We start from the raw sequence: 20,665 nt of genomic DNA, 5'->3' as shown, positions 1-20,665 counted from the left end.
GCAGGGCGTCTACGTGATCTCGGCCAATGACTTCAGCCATACCGGCGTGGGCGCCGGCGGCGCGGGCGCGGGCTCGGTCGCGGCGGCCCCGGGCGTCGATGTCTCGGTCATCAGTCAGACCGTTTCCTCGACCATCGGCGCGGGCGCTTCTGTCACCGCCGAGGAGGACGTGCTGGTCACCGCCTATGCCAACGAGAACTTCTTCATCGTTGGCCTCGGCGTCGCGGCCAGCGGCGTCGTGGGCGTCGGCGGCGGCGTGGCCGTGGTCGCGGTCACCAACATGACCTCGGCCACCATCGGGACCGGCGCCATCGTCGTCGCCGGAGGTGACGTCGCGGTCATCGCCGAGGATTATACCGACTACACCATCATCACGGGCGGCGTCGGCGTGGGCGTCTCGGGCGCCGGGGTCGGCGCTTCGGTCGGCGTGGTGGTGCTCAGCAAGGACACCACCGCCACCATCGCAAACGGCGCTTCGGTCGACGCCTCGGCCACCGGCGACCAGGTCGGTGGCATCCTGCAGGGGTCGCTCTCGGGTGACGGCGATTTCGACACCGGCCTCGCGGGGGGTGTGATCGTCCAGGCCCGCTCCGGCGAGGACCTGCTGAACCTGGCCTTCGCCGGCGGTTTCGGCTTCGTGGGCATCGGCGGCGCCATCGCGATCACCGTGGTGGACAGCAACACCCATGCCACGATCGGCAACGACGCCCAGATCAACAAGGGCGCTGGTGACTTCTTCAACGGCGGCACCGCGGAGGGTGACCAGGGCGTCTGGGTGACGGCTTCGAACGAGTTCTCCATCGTCCATGCCGCGCTTGGCGCCGGTGGCGGGGTCGTGGGCGTCGGCGCCTCGGTCAGCTTCGGCGGCATTCGCAACAACGTCAGCGCCAAGATCGGCCTCGGTGCGGATCTGTCTGCCCGTGGACCCGTCGAGGTGACGGCACTCGCGGACCGGGTGATCAAGGGCTACGTGATGGCGCTCGGCGCCGGGTTCGGCGGGGTGGCCGGAGCTGTGAACGTCTTCGCCATCGGCTCGGACTTCGAGACCGCCTACCAGGACGAGGAGGGCAATCCGGGCAACGCCGGCACGGTCGAGCGTGACAACAACGGCGACGACACGCCGGATTCGGAGGAATCGCTCGCGGATGACGGCACCGCCAATGCCGATGGCGCCACCGGCAGCGTCGACCAGAAGTTCGACGAACTGGACGGCGCCTCGGGCGCAGCCGATCCGAACAGCGCCGACGGCCGCGCGGCGGCGGGCGTGCTTTCGGCCAAGCTGAACCAGTCGAGCTTCGATCTGGGCAGCGCGCTCGGCTACACGCCGATCGGCGAGGACGGCGTGGCCGCCATCGTCGAGGGCAGCACCACCATCGAAACCGGCGGCAGCGTCTCGGTCACCGCGGACGAGCGGATCGCGATCGACATCATCACCGGCTCGGCGGCGGGCGGCGTCATCGGCGTCGGCGCGGGCGTGACCGTGCTGACGGTGAATTCCAGCGTCCGGGCCAAGCTTGGCGGCGCGGTCGATGCGGCGGGGGCGGTGACCGTCTCTGCCAACGGCAAGCGCCAGGCCGACATCATCTCGGTCGGCGTCGCCGGCGGGGTGTTCGCGGTCGGCGCGACCGTCACGGTCGTCAACGACAACGGCATGCAACTGGCCGAGATCAGCGACGGCGCCTCGGTTGATGACGCGAGCTCGATCACCGTCTCGGCGAGCAATGACCAGGATTACGAAGCGCAGACCTTCTCGGTCCAGGCGGGCCTCGTCGGGGCAGGGGTGAACTTCACCCGCATGAATCTCGATGACGGCACCGGGGATTACGAGACCGTGGCCCGGATCGGCCACGATGCGGACATCGGCAAGGACGGGCAGGTCGGCGCGGTCTCGGTGACCGCGACCTCGAAGGTCCGCGCCTCCGTCGATACCTACGCGGTCGCGGTGGCGGGGGTCGCCATCGGTATCAACTTCAACTTCGTCGATGCCAACCCGCAGGTGCTGGCCGAGATCGGCGATGACGTCGAGATCGAGAGCTCGGGCCTCGTGACCGTCGAGGCGATCGGCGACATGGACGTGAAATCGCGTCTCTATGGCGTGACCGTGGGCCTCGCCGGTATCGGGTCAGCCTATTCGCAGGCCACACTGAGCCCGGTCCTGACCGCCGAGATCGGCAGCGGGCTGTTGGCCAACACGCAGGGCCTCTCGGTCATCGCGCGGCACAATGACCAGAATTCCGGCCAGGGCGCGCTGTCGCTCTCGGTCGCGGCGGCAGGCGGTGTCGTCGGCGGGGCCGGTGCCACGCCGATCGCCACGGCCAACGGCGAGACTCATGCGCTGATCGGTGTCGGCGGCGCCATCAACGCGGGCGCGGCGGCGATCACCGTCCGCTCCGACCTCCGGAACCGCGCCGAGGCCGAGGCCCTCGCGGTCGCGGTCGGGGCCCTCGGCCTCGGCGCGAGCGTCGGCATCGCCACCGCCAGCGGCGCCTCCGAGGCGATCTCGAACGGCACCGTCACCGGCGGCGCCTCGATGCTGGTCGAGGCCACGGCGGACAACCTCGCGGACGTCTACGCCGAGGCGTCGGGCGGCGGGCTGATCTCGGCCAACGGCCATGTCGGGACCGCGACGGTCGAACCCGACATCACCGCGCGGATCGCGGGCAGCACCACGGTCAGCGGAGCGGTCACGGTCGACGCGATCTCGCTTGGCCGCGCCGTGGCCCAGACCGAGAGCAAGGCCTTCGGCCTCGCGGGCTTCGGTGCAGGCGTCGCCACGGCGACCCTTTCGCCGGATCTCGAGGCCAGCATCACCTCGGGCACGATCACCGCGGACACCGTGACGGTCCGGTCGAGCCACAACTTCCTCGAAACCCCGAACACCACCTACTACCGCGCCTATGCCAAGACCGAGGCGGCGACCGGGGCGGGCTTCTCTGCGCAGGTGAACATCGCCAATGCGACGGCGAACGCCAGCAACGACGCCTACGTGAACGGCGGGGTGAACATGAACACCAACGGGCAGGTGGACATCATCGCTCGCTCGGTGAACATCGCCCGCGGCTTCTCGGACGGGTTGAACGTCGGCATCATCGGCGCCATCGGGGTCACCCAGGCCTTGGCCACCGCCAATGGCGGAACCGTGGCCGAGATCCGCAATCAGGGCTCCAACGACGGGATCGCCGACTACTCCGTCGGCAGCCTGACGGTGAAGGCCACCGGGCAGAACACCGCCTCGTCCCGCGTCAACGCGGCGGGCGGCGGGGTGCTGTCGGTCTCCGACAACACCGCGACCTCCAGCGCCAACGGCAACGTCCGGGCCGAGATCGGCCAGAACCTCGCGATCCAGTCGACCGGCGACGTCAACGTCGAGGCCTATGCCAACCCCGAGGTCGACGCCGACGCCAAGGGTGCCAGCGGCGGCGGCATCTCGGTCCGCGCTTCGCTCGCCTATGCCACGATGACCCCGACGATCACCGCGCGGATCGACACCGGCACCACCATCGACGCGGGCGGCAACGTCACCGTCGACGCCACCGCCGAGCCGCAGTCCGGCAACACGCCGACCTACCTGATCCAATCGCTCGATATCGGGTCTGACACGCTGCTGGTGCAGAGCCATGGCGTCAGCACCGGCGATATCGTGCAGATCAGCGGCAGCGACCGCGACTACAATGCGATCTCGGTCGGAGAGGGCAATTCCACCGTCGCGCTCGGCAACCAGTTCGCCGGCTCCGAGGTCGACTCGCGCCGCGACGAGATCACCTTCGCGCAGAACCATAACTTCGTGAACGGCGACAAGGTGGTGCTCTACAAGATCGAGGACACCACCGCCGATGTGGCGAGCGGCACCACCTTCTACGTCCACGTCATCGACCCGCAGACGATCAAGCTGGTGGACAGCGCGGCCAAGGCGGTCGACGGCTGGTTCGAGGCCAACGCGGGCGAGTTCCAGCCCGGCGACGTGAGCGGCCAGTGGATCACCCTGTCGAAACCCTACGCGGTCGACACGCTGCTGACCTACCGCGCTCCGGGCGGGCAGGGCTTCTCGTCCTCCTCCGTGGATGTCGACGGCACCAACGACTTCAACAACACCGACAACGACCGGATCTACTTCGTCGACGAGGTGGGCGAGGAGGATTTCGCCTTCCGCAACCACGGCTTCAGCAATGGCAACCTGGTGGTCTACACCGTGGAGCCCGCCTCGGTCGGGGCCTCGGCCATCGCGCTCGGCGGGCTCAGCGCCAACGCGACCTACCGCATCACGAACGCGAATGGCACCTCGGTGCAGCTCCGCGCCCAGCTCTCGGAGTCGGTGACCTACACCCGCTCGGGCTCGACCGACCGGATCGTGCTGCAAAGTGGCAGCTGGTACGCGGCGGGTTTCCGCGTTGGGCAGATGATCACCATTTCCGGTTCGGCCGGGAACAACGGGACCTATGCCATCGACGGGCTTTCGGGCGGAACGCTGACCCTGGACGGGACCAACCCGCTGGGATCGATCACCAACGTGCCGGCGACCGACACCTTCCTGTCGAACGTGGTGGAGCTGACCCCGGACAAGGACACCGACGGCACCGGGCCGGACACCGCCAACACCTCGCTGCACACGCTCACGCATCTCGGCGATCTGCCGATCGGCGGGCTGGTGGATGGCGAAACCTATTACGTCATCGAGTCCAACGGCAATCAGGTGCGCCTGTCGGAGACCCTCGGCGGTGCGGCGATCAACCTGACGTCGCCGGGCAGCAACCATCTGGAGCACCACCTCGGCACCTTCGGCGTGAACCTGACCGAGCAGGCCGAGACCGAGGTCTACCAGCTTCGCATCGACCTCACCGACAGCAACGGCGGCAGCTTCCTGGAGCACACCCTGCTCGGGCCGGACGGTGTCTCGCTGGCGACCATCGCGCCGCAGGCCGGTGACGGCACTTCCTCGGCGGTGGTGAAAGGCTCGGGCGGCTCGGTCCTCGGCGATATCTCTCTGCAAGAGGCCCTTCTCACCGCCGCCTTCGACATCGATGTCGATGTGCAGGCCTCGCTGATCGCCGCCGGCGGCACCGTCAGCATAGCCGCGTCCGGCGATGTGGAAGGATCGACCAATGGCCGCAACGGCAACGGCGGGCTCATCGCCTATGGCAGGGCCGACGCAAAGATTAACCAAGACGGGCAGGTCACCCGGAGCGACGTGACCATCGGCACCGGCACCCAGATCGTGGCCGCCGAGGACATCCTCATCTCGGCCGATGCTGGCGGACATTTCGTCGCCGACAGCAAGACCACCACCGGCGGGGCGATCGGGCTCGCCACGGCGCGGGCGATCATCAAGGCCGATTACGCGGCCAACGTCACGATCAACGGCAGCGCGGTCATGCTCGCGGGCGACCTTGTCGATGTCCGCGTCGGCGGGGCAATGACCGGCCGCGCCAAGGCCTATGCCTCGGGAATCGGGATCGGCGGTGACGGCAATGCCCAGTCGCGCTTCGACATGCTCAACTCTGACCTCGGCATCAGCGTCGGCAGCGCGGCCCTGATCGAGGGCAACGAGGTCAGCCTCGACGCCCATGGCACCGGCACCGATGTCACCTCCGAGTCCGACGGTCGCGGCGGCGGCTTCTATGCCGAGGGCACCTCGGACGCCTACGCCCGGCTCACCCTCGACACGGATGTCACGGTGGATGGCAACGCGAGCGTCACCGGCTGGGAGGGGATCGACGTGCTGTCGCAGGTGACCGGCAACGATCTGCGCACCGACGCCTACGCCCGCTCGACCGGGGTCTTCGGCTACGTGCGCGCCGACAGCCATACCGAACAGCGGCTTCACGCGCGCATCACCGGCACGGCGGCTGCGCTCTTCACCGCCGGTCCGCGCGACGAGACCGGCACGGGCGACCTAGCGGCCTACGATTACGACGAGGCCGATTACGACGAGCAGCGGCTTGCCTTCCTCGTCGTCGCGGGCGTGTCGGACAATGATATCTCGCAGGAATCGAAGGTCTCGCGCCGGTCGCTCGCGGCGGGCAACGCCGACGACAATCTCGTGGTGGAGGTGAGCGATGCCATCACCTTCTCCAGCGACGTGCTGATCCTCTCGGGCCGCTCGCCCGAGCTGGTGACCAAGAAGCTGGTGGTCGTGAACGGGCCGGATGGCGCCTATATCGACACCGCGGTCAATGTCACGATCAACGACGGGCCGGGCCGGACCGAGGCGACCTCGGGCACCATCCAGCGCGACAAGATCTACGTGAACGACATCGTCAATCCGGGGCCGGGCGACGTGGCCTTCGAGTCCGGGTCCATCGCGGGGTCGGGCGGTACCTGGACCTTCCGCGACACGCTGCAGCGGGTCGAGATCCTGAACCTTTCGGATTACGACATCCAGATCAACGACATCGACGTCCTTGCCGATCGCCAACCCATCGTGACGCTGAACCCGCTCTACAGCGATGGCGAGATGACGCTGACCTTCGACATCGAGAACGACGTTGCGCCCACCTATATCGAGATCGCCTCGACCGGGACCGGCGACGTGCTGCTGAACGGCATCATCGAGAACCCGATCGGGGTGACCACCATCGTCGCGCTCGGCGGCTCGGTGCTGGGCACGCAAGCCCGCGGCGCCGGCGTGGTGCGGACCGAGACGCTGAACATAGATGCGGCCGAGGACGCGGGGTCGGCCGCCGACAGGGTGGTGATCGACATCGTGGAGAGCGACGACGCCCCACAGAGCTTCCAGTTCCGCACCGGGCAGGTGAACGGGCTGGGCGATACCGTCTTCCTCGGGCTCGGCAACCGCTTCTTCGAGGGCCAGATGGTCCGCTACGACGTGGTCTCGGGCAGCGCTATCGGCGGCCTGGCCGACGGCGGCTTCTATTACCTCTCCTTCGGTGCCGATGCCTATAACCCCGACACCGGCATGATCGCGGTGCAGCTTTACGGCAATGCCGACCTGACCGGCAGCGCGATCAACCTCAGCATCGATCCGTCGAAGCTGACCGATCTGCACAGGTTCACCGGGGTCGAGAGCTTCACCGTCGATGCGGGCAACGACGTGCATCTTGATGTGCGGGCGCTGATCCGGACCGATCTTGACGCGCAGAATTCCGCCGCGGGCACCTACATCGTGAACGTCGACCGGATTGCCGCGGGCGATGACATGGATGTCTGGCTGCGGCCAAGCTATCTGCAGAGCGGCACCGGCGCCTCTGGCGGGGTGATCGTCAAGCACCGGAACGGCTTTGTCGATCCGGAGACCTACGTCTATTACACCAAGTTCGACAAGACGCTCTCTGCGCCGCAGGGCAGCCCGCAGGGGCTGAGCCGCGGCGCCTATGGAACCGGCACCACGCTGACGCCGACGACCTATGACTTCCGCGGCCTCGACCTTTCGGGCGATCGGACCATCGCGGGCCTGCAGGCAGGCTTCGCCGCGACCGGCGCGGATGGCGAGGGCAACATCCGGGTAGAGGCGGTCGACAGCGCGCCGCTCGTCGTGGCCGACACGATCAACGTGCTGGCGCTGATCGAGCTCGACCGGACCGGCGTTGCCGTCGGGGACGGCGACACCTCGATCATCACCGACGGCTACATCGCCGCGACCGAGATCACCGGCGACTTCCGCATCGGCACCATCATCTCGACCGGCAACGATGTGCTGCTCTATTCGCCGCAGCGCTTCATCGATGCGGACGGGGATCTCAACTCGGCCACCGCGGATATCTCCGGCAACAACGTCACGCTGGTGGCGGCGGCCTCCTTCGTGAACCCGGACCACGCCGACGTGGCGGGACAGATCGTCAATCCCACCGTGCTCGACAGCGGGCTCAGTGGCGGCATCGGTCGCACCGACAACTTCATCGAGATCGACGTCTCTTCGGCCGGGAACGGGTTCGGCGTCCTGCGGGCCTTCGACGCGTCGGGCAGCATCGCGCGGACGCAGGGCATCTTCCTCGACGAGGTCGCGGGCAACCTGCGGGTGCATATCGTCACCACGGTGCACGACGTGTCGCTGCGCACGACCGCGGGCTCGATCTTCGATGCCAACGCAAGCGATCCGACCCTCGCCAACGTGATCGGCCGGACCATCGACCTCGACGCGAACGGGACGAATGCCTCCATCGGGACGCTGCTGAATCCGTTCGAAATCGACAGCCGCAACGCGAGCGGCCATCTCAATACCAATCCCGCGCAGCGCAGCCAGCTCGGTCAGGTCAATGACCTGGCGGCCGACAGCGACGACGTCGGGCTTGAGGCGACCAGGCACATCTACCTCACCGAGGTGCGGGGCGAGCTGCGTCTCGTGCTCGCCCATGCCTACCAGGGCGATATCCTGCTGACCGTTCGCGAGGGCGGCTCGATCGGGATCGACGGGGATGACCTGCAACTGGTCAAGGGTGGCAGCGCGCGGTTTGCCGAGACCGACGCCCTCGTCGGGCCGGGCTTCCACGATGACGCGCCGCGGATTCTGGCGCACGGGCTGATCCTCGCCGAGCAGGGCGCCGTGACGCTGCATGTCGGCGACGACATGGCGACCCATGCGAACAGCGCCGTGGTCGCCGCCAAGGCGATCGACATCCACGGCGACAGCCTGGGTATCCACGGCGCCAGCGTCGCCGCCGATCCGGGCTACGGCACCGAGGTCGTGCTGCGCGGCCAGATCATCGCCGGTGCGGTGATGGTCACGCTTGGCAACCGCGGCACCGGTCTGCCCGCCGGAACCCCGCGCACGGCGCCGATCGGGACCTTCCGGCCCGACGACGACGATGCGGATGTCACCGATGCCGACCGGATCACCTCGATCTACGGCAACGCCGACATGGATCTCTTCCAGTTCGGCGACACCGGCGGCGCGGGCGGCACCACCGCCTGGGGCTCGGCGGGCTACATCTTCCTCGGCTCCAAGACCCGCGTGCACGGCAGCAGCCTGGCGGCGACCCCTGTCTATGCCGCGCCCGAGCTGCGCAACGATGGCGAGGATCACTTCGTCGTCTACTACCTACAGGATGCCGCGGCGCAGACCTCTCCGGCTCTCGCCACAGTTGGCTATGTCACCGACCCCTACAACAGCGCCGAGCCGGGCAACGCCTCGGACGGCTTGGTCTACACGCTCTCGGTTCTCGCCGAGCACACTCTGACCCTCGACGGCCAGTCCGACAGCGACACCTACGAGGTGTTCACGCTGGGCTCGCAGGGGGACGCTCGAAACTACATCATCAACGTGCTCGACACCGGCGCCGAGGATGACGGCGTCGACGAACTGGCGATCTACGGCTTCGACAGCAGCGCCAACGGCACCAGCGATCCGGTCGATGACATCTTCCTGCTGCGCGCCGCCGCCTTCCTGCCACATGAGAGCGCCAGCCGGCCGGGCTATGTCGCGCTGCTGCATGGCACGCTCGATCCCTATCAGGACACGCTGCCCGGCAACGAGGACAGCGCCGAGGTGCAGCGGATCAGCTACGACGACGGGCTCAACGGGCGGCTGACGGTCGAGGGGCGAGGCGGCAACGACGCCTTCTTCTCCGATGATGTCACCGTGACCGCGACGCTCGACGGCGGTGCCGGCAACGACAGCTTCCAGATCGGCCAGATCTTCGGTGCCAACCGCAATGTGGCCGATGGAAACCTGCTCGCGCAGGATGTCTTCCCCGACCTTCGGCCCACCACCCGCGGCTGGCTGAGTCGCGGCAGCTCGGCCCCGCTGCTGGTGCAGGGCGGCACCGGCAATGACACCTTCCGGGTCTACTCCAACCAGTCCGAGCTGCGGCTCGAGGGCGACGACAACAACGATCTGTTCATCGTCCGTGCCTTTGCCATCGCGGCGACCAGCGACCACGACTGGAACGATGACGGGGCGATCGATCTGCTTGATCTCGACGCCGGGGTCGCGCTCCTGACGCTCGGCTTCGAGCAGGGCAGCGCCGCCTTCGAGGCAGCCATCGCCGGACGTTCCGACGCAGCCTTCCTGAAGGCGGCGCTGAAAAACGGTGCTCCGAGCTATGTCTTCGACCGCAACGGCGACGGCGGGATCAACTATCTCGACCTGTACCTGACCGTGGGCGACACCACGGATGACGAGATCCTGCTCGACGCGGACGGCGTCGCGCAGCCGCAGATCGGTCTTGGCTTCTCGGTCGCGCAGGCGCCCGACATCCGCGCCGGCGGCGGCCAGGACGAGGTGCGCTACAACATCAACGCCCCGGTTTCCGTCGATGGCGGCACCGGCTTCGACAAGCTGGTGATCCTTGGCACCGAGTTCGCCGACGACATCGCGATCACCGACAAGGGCATCTTCGGCGCCGGGCTCAACGTCCGCTATTCCACGGTCGAGGTGGTCGAGGTCGACGGGCTCGAGGGGGATGACAAGTTCTACGTCCAGTCCACCGCCTTCGGCGTCGCCTACCGGGTGATCGGCGGTCTTGGCTCCGACATCATCGAGGTGGCCGGCGACGTGCAGGAAGACATCGTCACCCGCGAGCTCGAGGGCGTCTCCGGCGCCGCCGATCATCTCGTGCGCTCCGATGACATCCTCTATGATGGTCTGGTGATCGACGGGCTCGACTACAACGTGGTCAAGGACGGCGAGGGGCTCGTCATCATCGACGAAGGCACCGACGGGTTCACCGCCATCCGCGAGGGCGGGCCGAATGCCTATGACGATTACACCGTCCGGCTCGGCCGCAAGCTGACCGCGGGCGAGGTGGTCTACGTCACCGTCTCGGCGGCGCGGTCCTGGCAGGAGGAGCAGGACGACAGCTTCGCCAACCCCTTCCCGCTGGAGAACGGCGAGGCCGACACCATGTGGATCACCGCGACCGACGCGGGCGGCAGCTACGGCGCCGGCACCGTGGGCCAGTCGCGGATCCTCGCATCGGACTACTACCTGGGCGGTTTCCCCGGCGCACCCGAGACCATCACCTATCTCGAGCCGGGCAGCATCGCCGTCAACGACAGCTTCCTGCGGGCGGTGGTGATCGACGGCCAGACCTTCTACGTTCCGAACCGCTCGGTCGTGCTGCGCTTCGATGCCAGCAATTGGGACACCGGCTTTGACGTGCATCTCTGGGCTGTCGATGATCAGCGGGCCGAGGGCGACCGGGTGGTCGTGGTGCAGCATTCGGTGATTTCGCGCACCTCTGACGACTACGACGCGGTCGACGTGCGCAACGTCGAGGTCCAGCTGCGCGACAATGACACGCCCGGCGTGCTGGTGACCGAGGTGGCCTATGACAGCGTGACGATCTCTGGCGGCGTGGTCACCGGCTATGTCGAGGACCAGCGCTCGCTGATCGTCGAGGGTGGCAGCGTGACCGGGCTCGGCGACAAGATCCTCGTGCAGCTCTCGCGTGAGGTCGCACCGGGCGACAGCATCACCGTCAAGGTGAACTTCGGCGACCTCGCCGGCAGCGCGGGCCTTGCAGACCTTTCGGACAAGGCATTCGAACTGCGCGACGGCGGCACGGGCCGCTTCGACGAGACCTACCACACGATCACCTTCGACAGCACCAATTGGGACAAGCCGGTCGTGATCGACATCCTCCAGCGCGACGACGATGTGCGCGAGGATCCGCAGACCGGGGTGCTGAGCTTCGGGATGAACCAGCAGACCATAGACCAGACCATGACGGTGGGCAGCTGGAGCGACCAGGGCACCGAGCGGGTCAAGCTCACCCTCGGGTCCGGCGGCTGGATCGCATCGGGCTTCGGCCTTGAAGCGCTCACCCTGAGCGGCATCGGCGGGCTCTCCGGCGCCACCATCGTCGGCTTCGAGGATGGCGGGCTCACCGCGCTGCTCGACGTCGCGGCGACCGGGGTCAGCCTCGGCAGCGCCGCGGGCGCGGCCGCGACGCGGGTGCTCGGTCTGGGCGAAGAGGTGACCCACAACGCGGCGGGAGACTACCTCTTCCCCAACCTGCGCTCGGGCACCGGGCTGCTCGACGTCGAGATCTTCGACGACGAGACCGCGGGCTCGGTGGTGATCGAGACCGGCAAGGACACCGTGCTCGTGCCGCTGACGGCAAAGGCCGGGATCTTCGATTTTGCAGGCACCACCATCACCGGCAATTTCGACTGGATCGCCGCCGGCTTCGGCGAGGGCGACACGATCATGATCGAGGGCCGCGGCGGGGCGACCCAGTCGCGGGTGATCCTGTCGATCGGCGGCACCGACAACGGCGTGCTGACCTACTCCGGCGCCGCGCTGGCGGCGCAGGCGGACGACTATGCCCGCGTCCTCGTCGCCGACACCGAGAAGCTCGACAGCTACAAGCTCCGGCTGACGCTGGCACCGACCGAGACGGTCGAGGTCGCCTTCCTGACCGACGGGCTCGCCGATGTGACCGGCGTGGGCTATGACACCGACGGCGACGGGGTGATCGACCTCGCCCTGCCGGTCTCCTACCAGACCATCGGCGGTGAGCGCCCGGTGCAACTCTTCAGCGGCACGCTCGACTTCGACAGCGACGGCACCGAGATGCTGGTCAGCCGCGGGACCGGTGCCGAGCTGGGCAACTTCGTCTCCGAGGGCTGGGCGGTCGGCGACCTGATCCGCGTCTTCAACAGCGGCGGCTTCGATGGCGATTACGAGGTGTCGGTGGTCGATACCGCCGAGGGTCAATGGCTGCGGCTGATCCCGACCGCAGGCAACCCCTTCCCGGCGTCGGCGGTGGCCGCGGGCGTCGAGAACGTCCTGCTGTCCAAGCTGATCGAGACCGAGATCTGGACCGGCGAGGCCGAGCTCGTGCAGGCCGCTGACGGCAGCTTCCGGCTCAACCGGCTCGAGGCGCTGACCGGCGAGGCGGACCCGCAGAATGACGCCAACTACGGCGTTCAGGGCTGGCTGAGCGAGGGTTTCGTCGAGGGGATGCGCGTGCGCATCACCAATGTCGCCAACCCGGCGCAGTTCATCGACGCCAAGATCGCCATCCTTCGCGGCTTCAACGCCACGAAGGATGCCACGATGCAGTTCACCTTCGAGAAGAACGACGCGTTCGAGGCGGCGGGCTGGCTGACCTCTGGTCCGATCGTGGTCGAGGTGAACCGGATCGCGATGATCGCCAGCTTCACGCCGGACGACCCGGCCACGAAGATGGTGATCGAGGGCAACTTCTACAAGTTCCAGACCGTCGAGCTGACGGCTGATCCCTATTACGACGTGCCGACCACCCGCGAGGGCGTCAAGATCTTCCCGGTCAAGGCGCATCTGCTCAGCAACATCCGCGGCCCGCTGGCGGTGGAGGGGGGCCCCTCGGGGGCAGACCGCTCGCTGAGCCCCGGCGTCAAGCTGCCTGGCGAAACGGATGACTTCCTGATCGCCATCGGCGCGCAGCCGCCGGAAAGCCAGCAGATCGATGTGCTGAACATCTTCAACGACGGCAGCAAGGCGGACACGTCGGGCGTGCTGACCGATACCACGCTGTCGGGCTTCAACATGGGTCCGGACATCGTCTTCCCCTTCGTCGGCGGCCCGCTCTTCGGCGAGGGCAACGACGATGGCGGTCCGGTGACGCTGACCTATCCGGGCGGTATCAGCTTCGGCAAGGTGAACTTCGGCTCCGGCGGCGTGAGCAACGACAGCCAGGTCAGCACCATCGAGGTGGTGAACCTGCTGCTCGGTGAAGGCAACGACCTGATCGAGGTCGAGGGTACGCTCAATCCCGCGCCGCATGTCTCGGCCGAGAATGCCTTCGGGTTCACCGAAGGTTGGACGGCCGCGGACGAGGATTTCATCGCCGAATACGCCGGCAAGAACGTCGTCAAGCTCGACGGCTTCGACTGGAAGGCCGAGGGCTTCGTCGTCGGACAGGACGTTTATGTCGTCCGCAACGGCGTACAGACCTTCATCGGACGGGTGATCGCGATCGAGGACGCGCTGGCCTACTCGCTGGCGGATCTCGACAGTCTGGGCAACCCGCTGCGCAATCCCAACGACAACTCGATCCTGGTGCTCGACACACAGAACGACCTTGCGCCCGGTGATTTCGCGGCGCTGACGCCGGCGGTGCCAGGGGTCGACGTGAAGCTGGTGGCAGAGGACAAGGAGGTCTTCGAGGTGCTCGACGTGGTGGTGGCCAATGCCGCGACCGGCCTAGCGACGATCACGCGCAGCGGCGGCTCCTGGGAAGAGGACGGCTTCCTCGCGGGGCATCTGCTCCAGATCGGCATCGGCGAGGACCGGCTGCAATACCGGATCGTCGAGATCGATGGCGGCGCGATCACCGTCGAGGGCACCGGCCTCGCCAATGGTGCGCTCACCAGCCAGTTCTGGGTGCAGGGTGCGCACGGCGGGCTGACCACGCTGCATGGCGGCGGCAACCTCTACGTCAACGTTGACGGCAGCTTCCACCTCGATACGGCCAATGGCGAGACGGTGGTGACCCGGCTCGACGGGCGGAGTTTCAGCGACGATACCGGCTTCGCCGTCGGTCAGGTGGTGCAGCTCGAGGGCGAGGCGCATACCCGTGTCATCCTCGAGATCCGCAGCCTTACCAAGGACGATGCGGCGAGCTTCGGCGAGGACAATCCGTTCCAGAGCTGGGGTCGCGACAGCCAGATCGTGCTCAGCGATCCGCTCGCCGGTCCGGCGGTCAGCTATGACAACGTCTTCACCGCGGACACGCAGGGCAAGTTCTTGATCTATCAGGCCGAGGCAAGGCAGACGGTCGTCGAGGTGCTGGTGACCGTGGCGGTCGAGCAATTCGGCGGCGGCCTCGAGACGGTGGTGACCACCGACGACGGCTCCGCCTGGGGACCGGCGTTCACGGTGGGCAGCGTCATCTTCATCGAAGGCTACGCCGGCGGCTTCCAGATCGCGGCGGTCGACGGCGCCAAGCTGGTGCTTCAGGACACGGCCCTGAGCGCGCTCTGCGGCTGCGACGGGCCGTCGCTGCTGCGCATCGTCACCATCGACGTCACCACCTCGGGTGGTCAGCGGGTCGGCGGTGACCACTTCATCGTCACCGGCGGGGCCGGACCGGACAGCCCGCTCGTCATCTACGGCGACACCAGCCAGGACGGAATGTGGTACTCGGGCCATTCCTACGACCGGCTCGGACTCGAGATGGGCGAGAAGCCCTTCGATCCCTTCCCCAAGCTCTCCGATCAGGAGAACGAGGACGACGAATGGGTCTTCGCTCTAGCCAACCCGTTCAAATGGCACGGAAATGACGTGATCGACGCCTCGGCGCTCTTCGCTGATTTCGACGGCGACGGCGTCTCGGACACGCTTGCGGCGCAGATGATCTCGGTGGGCCTCTCGGTCTACGGCGGGATGGGCAACGACCTGATCATCGGCTCGCAGGCCGGCGACCATCTGGCCGGCGGCTCGGGTGACGACACGATCATCGGCAACCGCGGCACCGACCATATCTACGGCGACAGCGGTCTCAACGTGAACATCCTGACGCGGGCGCTCTACGTCACCACGCTGGATGCAAGCCCGCTGCCAACCGCCGACCCGGCGCTGCCGCGTGGCGACGGATCCATCGACCCGGTCGCCAGCCCGGTGCGCGACCCGCTCGGCAACCGGCCGACCGATCCGCTGATCCTGGCCGGGCTTCTGAACGTCTTCGGTGCCGGCAACGACGTGATCGACGGCAATGGCTCGGGTCTTGCCGACGGCACCCCGGACATCATTTTCGGCGACCACGGCCGGGTGGAGCAGTTCGTGGTAGATCCGAACCTGCCCGATCCGAACGAGCTCTTCGGCGTTCCGGTGACAGGGCAGCTGCTGCAGAAGATCCAGACCACGCGGCTCGACTCGGTGCTTGCCATCGTCTCGCAGCAGCCGCAGACCGGCGGCGACGACGTGCTCTTCGGCTCGGAGCTGGACGACGTGCTGATCGGCGGCGCGGGCAACGACATGCTCGATGGCGGCGCGGGGGACGATCTGATCTTCGGCGACAACGTCAATCTCTACCGCATGGCGGGCGAGGACGGGATCGTCGCGGACGGTGATCTCTACGACGACATCAAGAGCCTGCGGTTCCAGACCCTCGCGGGGGCGCTGATCTACTCGCGCACCGACCGTCCGGGCGAGGCAGGCTATGGCGTCTTCAACGCTTCCACCGGCCTGTGGGAGATCACCGAGGGCGGCAGCGGCGAGCTGATGGTCTCGCTCGACGAGACCGGAAACCGCATTGCCCGCGACTACCGCGACCCCAACGGGCCGGGCTGGTGGACGGAATACGAGATCGACTACGCCGAGTACCATTCCTTCGAGATCGAGGCCGGGCTCGCCGGGGTCGGCTCCTTCGGGAATGACCACATCGCTGGCGGCGCGGGCAACGACATGCTCTTCGGCCAGCTCGGCAACGACATCATCCAGGGGGACGGTGCCATCGACGCGGCGATCGCCACGCGGGGCGACGGCACGTTGAGCGGGCAGGGTGCCGAAACCCCCTACGGCGGGCTCATCGTCCCGACGCGCTACGTCAGCGCCGGGCGGGTCGCGGCCTCTATGTTCGAGCCGGTCGGCGCGCTCAAGATCGTTGCGGCGACCGAGGGGGATCACGCCACAGATGGCAACGACTACATCGAGGGTGGCGGCGGTTGCGACATCGTCTTCGGTGGCCTGGGCCAGGATGACATCGTCGGCGGTTCGTCGAGCTTCTTCGGCCTGATCACGCCGGATCTGCGCCCGGACGGCAACGACATGCTGTTCGGCGGCACCGGCGACCGGATTGACCGCAACGACGAGCGCGCCGCCGACGACGGCACGGCGGGCTTCGAGGATGATCAGGTGGTGGGCGCGGGCCGCAATGCCCGAGATGCCGACGTGATCGCCGGGGACAACGCCGACATCGTCAGGCTGGTGGGGATCAACGGCATCGACCTGCTCGATCTCGCCCCGATCGCCCATGACGACCCGGATGTCTTCGGGGCGCTCTACGGCGCGCGCTACCTGCAGCGCAACGGGCTCTACCTATCCTTCGACTACGACGTGAACATCGGCGAATTCCTGAACCCGAACAGCAACGTCCGCGACACCGGCTACAATGACGAGGGTGGCGAGCGGATCATCGTCCGGGGGGTCAGCCTGCTCGACTACACGCCGGGCGGACCCGACTACGCATCGGCGCTCTACGATCTCGAGACCCCGGTCTCGGCCGACAAGAACGCCGGTCTGTCCGCGGGATCCGACCTGTGGCGCAGCACCTACGGCTTCTGGTCGCTGGTCGATATCGGCGGTGCGGACGAGGTGCATGGCGAGACGGGCGACGATGTCGTCTACCTCGGCGGGGGCAATGACATCGCCTATGGTGACGCCGACAATGACGACATCATCGGCGGTTGGGGCAACGACTGGATCTCCGGCGGCACCGGCACCGATGGCGTGCTGGGCGACGACGGGCGGATCTTCACCAGCCGGAACGAGGGCCTGTCCTCGGATGGCGCGGTCAGCCTCAAGGGCAACACCCGCAGCTTCGGCAACTACGGCACGGAATATTCCGAAAGCCTGTATGGCATCTGGGCGCTGCTGAACGGCGATCCGGACAGCCGCACCAGCCAGGGCAACGTGCTGAACGAGGAAATCTACACCCCCGGCCAGGTGCAGCGCGCGCTGATCAACCGGGCGGGCGAGCTGACCAAATCGGTCGATCTCACGCCCTATGACGTGGTCGAGGGCGCGGTGCTCGTGCCGGTCGCCTCGGCCAACCCGGCGGATCACGATCCGCTCTTCGCCGACGACGTGATCTTCGGCGGTCTCGGCGACGACTTCCTGCACGGCGGGTCCGGCGACGATGCCATCGGCGGCCAGGAAGCGCTGCCGGAAAGCTACGTCCAGCTCTACGGTGCCTCGGCACCGCAGGGGCCCTACACCGATCTGCTGGGCATCGCGCGCACCGACTACACGCGGCCGTGGAATCCGGGCAACCTTCTGATGTTCTACGACGGCGATCCGCACTGGAACGAGCCGACCCCGGTCCGGGCGCGCACGGGCGAATTCCTGCTTTACGACGAGTATGACCCGCGCCGGATCATCCTGTTCAAGTCCGACGGCACCGTCTGGGGCGAGGCCGACGACCCCAACCCGAACCTCATGGTGGACGGTGAATATGTCTACAAGCACTACTTCCTGAACGCCCGCGACAACGAGGGTATCCTGCTTGAGGGCTACACCGATTTCGAGCCCAACGGCACGCCGGTCGCAAGCTCGCTCAAGTCCGTGCACAGCGACGGGGATGACCGGATCTTCGGCGACATGGGCAACGACTGGCTGGTGGGCGGCACCGGGCGCGACCACATCTACGGCGGTTTCGGCAACGACCTGATCAACGCAGACGACGTGATGGGCGGACCGGGCAGCAGCTACGATGACGGCAGCTATGGCTCGGCCGACAACCCCGGCGGCGACATGGGGCTGAATGACACGCCGGAAACCCATTACACCTGGGAGGACCGGGTGTTCGGCGGCGCGGGGCTCGACATCCTGATCGGCAATACCGGCGGCGACCGGCTGATCGACCACCTTGGCGAGTTCAACTCCTACATCGTGCCCTTCGCGCCATTCGGGATCGCGACGGTCAGCCGGCAGGTGCCGCCCCAGCTCTGGGACTTCCTCGCCGCGCAGGCGGCCAGCGACGGGGTGGACATGACCCGCACCACGGACCAGGGCGATCCCAACCACGACAGCCGCTATTCGGCGGTGATCCAGCAGCAGGGCGATCCCTATGGCGAGATCGGCCTGGTGACCCAGCGCGACCATGGCTTCTGGCAGGACCAGTCCGGCCCGCCGACCGATCCGCAGGCTGGCAACATCCCCGGCGGGCGGCGCGACATCCTGCGCACGGCGGATTTCAATGACCGCTCGGGCGACGGCTTCTCGGTGGATCGCGGCAAGTTCACCGCGACCGGCGGGGTGATGACCATCGAATCCGAAACCACCACCAGCGTCGCCTCGTCGGTCTTCCTGCTCGACGACTACCTGCCGACGTATTTCGAGGTGCAGGCCCAGTTCAAGCTGATCAAGCCGACCGGCGGCTGGAAGGCCAACGCCTATGTGGTCTTCGACTACCGCAACGACCAGGACTTCAAGTTCGCCGGGATCGACGTCTCGAACGACAAGATCGTCATGGGCTATTACGACGAGCAGGGCATCCACTACGTCGCCCAGTCCACCGGGCCGGTGCACCTGAAGCCGAACACCACCTACGAGACGCTGGTGGCGGTGAACGGCACCAACGTGACGCTGGCGGTCAACGGGGTGCAGTATTTCACCTACACCTTCACCCCGCGTATCGACGTCTACGGCGATCCCATCCCGCTCAACCGCGGCATGGTCGGCGTGGCGATGGATGGCTCGAAGGGCCAGGTCGACAACTTCCGGGTGCAGGTGCTTCCGCCGACCTGGACGCTGGACGAGACCGACGATTTCGCGCCGCCGGTGATGGAGCTGCCGCGGGTGAACCAGTCGAGCGGCTGGGTCGAGACCTCGGGCACCCTGATCGGCACGGTCAACGGCACCGCCCCGGCGATGCAGACCGTCGATCTTGGTGTCGGGCTGCAGGCCAATTCGGTGCTCGAGATGGAGGTTGACCTGACGACCTCCGGCATCGCGGGCTTCGTCTTCGACCGCTACGATGCGCTGCACTACAAGTTCGTGGCGCTCGATCCGGTTGGCGACCGGGTGATCGTCGGCCACGCCACGGCCGAGGACGGGCTGGTGATCGACGGCAGCTTTGCCTTCGACATGAGCCCCGATGCGGTCCAGCACCTTCAGCTCACCATGCAGGGCGCCGGCCTGGGCATCACGGTCAACGGCACCACTGTCGCCAACTTCGGCTTCAACGCCGTTCTGGTCGACGGCGGCTTCGGCCTCACGGTGCTCGAGGGAGAGGCGGTCTTCGACAACTTCCGCCTCGCCACCGACGACGAGGCCTTCGAAACCGCGCTGAAGTTGGCGCAGGACAGCCAGGCGGCTGTGACCGGGGACAGCTACGTCACCGCGGGCGCGCTGGATGACGCCGATCTCCAGCGGGTCTACGAGGAGGCGGTCGCGGACTGGATCGCCAGCGGGCTGCTGACGGATGCCGATCTCGACAAGCTCGGCAGCGTGTCGCTTGTGGTGACGGAACTCGAGGGGTCCACGCTGGCGCGGACGCTCGGCGAAAACACCATCCTGATCGACGTCACGGCGGCCGGGGCCGGCTGGCATGTGACCGGCAGCGCAGACGAAGGCGGCACGCTCATCGCGAGCGGGGTCGATCTTCTGACGGTGCTGCGCCACGAGATCGGACACCTGCTGGGCTACGAGCATGACCAGCTTGCGATCATGGCCGAAGAGCTGGAGAGCCAGACCCGGATCGCCATCGATCCAAGCGAGCTGGACAGTGCCGTGGTGCGCGATGACGACCCGTCTCAGGCCGACCCGATCCCGGTGACGCCGGAGCCGGCCGCACCGGGCAAGGGCAAGCGCGCCGCGCTGGTCTTTGACGGCGAGACCGGAACGCTCGTCGCTGCCGCAGAGGCAGAGCAGCTCTTCGCCGCGCGCAGGCAGGATGCGGCCGGAGCCGTCTCGCTGGCCGCGGCGGCGACGCTGGCGAAGCCGAAGCGCGGCCCCTCGGCCGGGCCTCGCCCAGAGGCGCTCCGCATCGACCGGATGGCGGCGGATGCGGAGCCGCGCCGGCGGGGCCTGCTGGCTCGTCTGCGGGGCATCCGCTCGGCGTAA

At 67.4% G+C, this 20,665-nt stretch carries 1 protein-coding gene (running past one end of the window); it reads left to right on the top strand.

From position 1 onward, the window contains the following. A protein-coding gene (locus IQ782_RS09085; protein WP_194134305.1) for an LEPR-XLL domain-containing protein crosses the window boundary here: on the top strand, positions 1 to 20,665 show its 3' portion. The gene continues 9,140 nt to the left of window position 1, outside the view; only the last 20,665 of its 29,805 coding nucleotides appear in the window; its start codon lies off the left edge, out of view; the stop codon is at positions 20,663 to 20,665.

This window comes from Salipiger mangrovisoli (assembly GCF_015223355.1).
In the GTDB taxonomy this organism is placed as follows: Bacteria; Pseudomonadota; Alphaproteobacteria; order Rhodobacterales; family Rhodobacteraceae; genus Salipiger; species Salipiger mangrovisoli.
The sequence above is the reverse complement of the archived record's forward strand: the minus strand, read 5'-3'. Positions and strand labels throughout refer to the sequence as shown.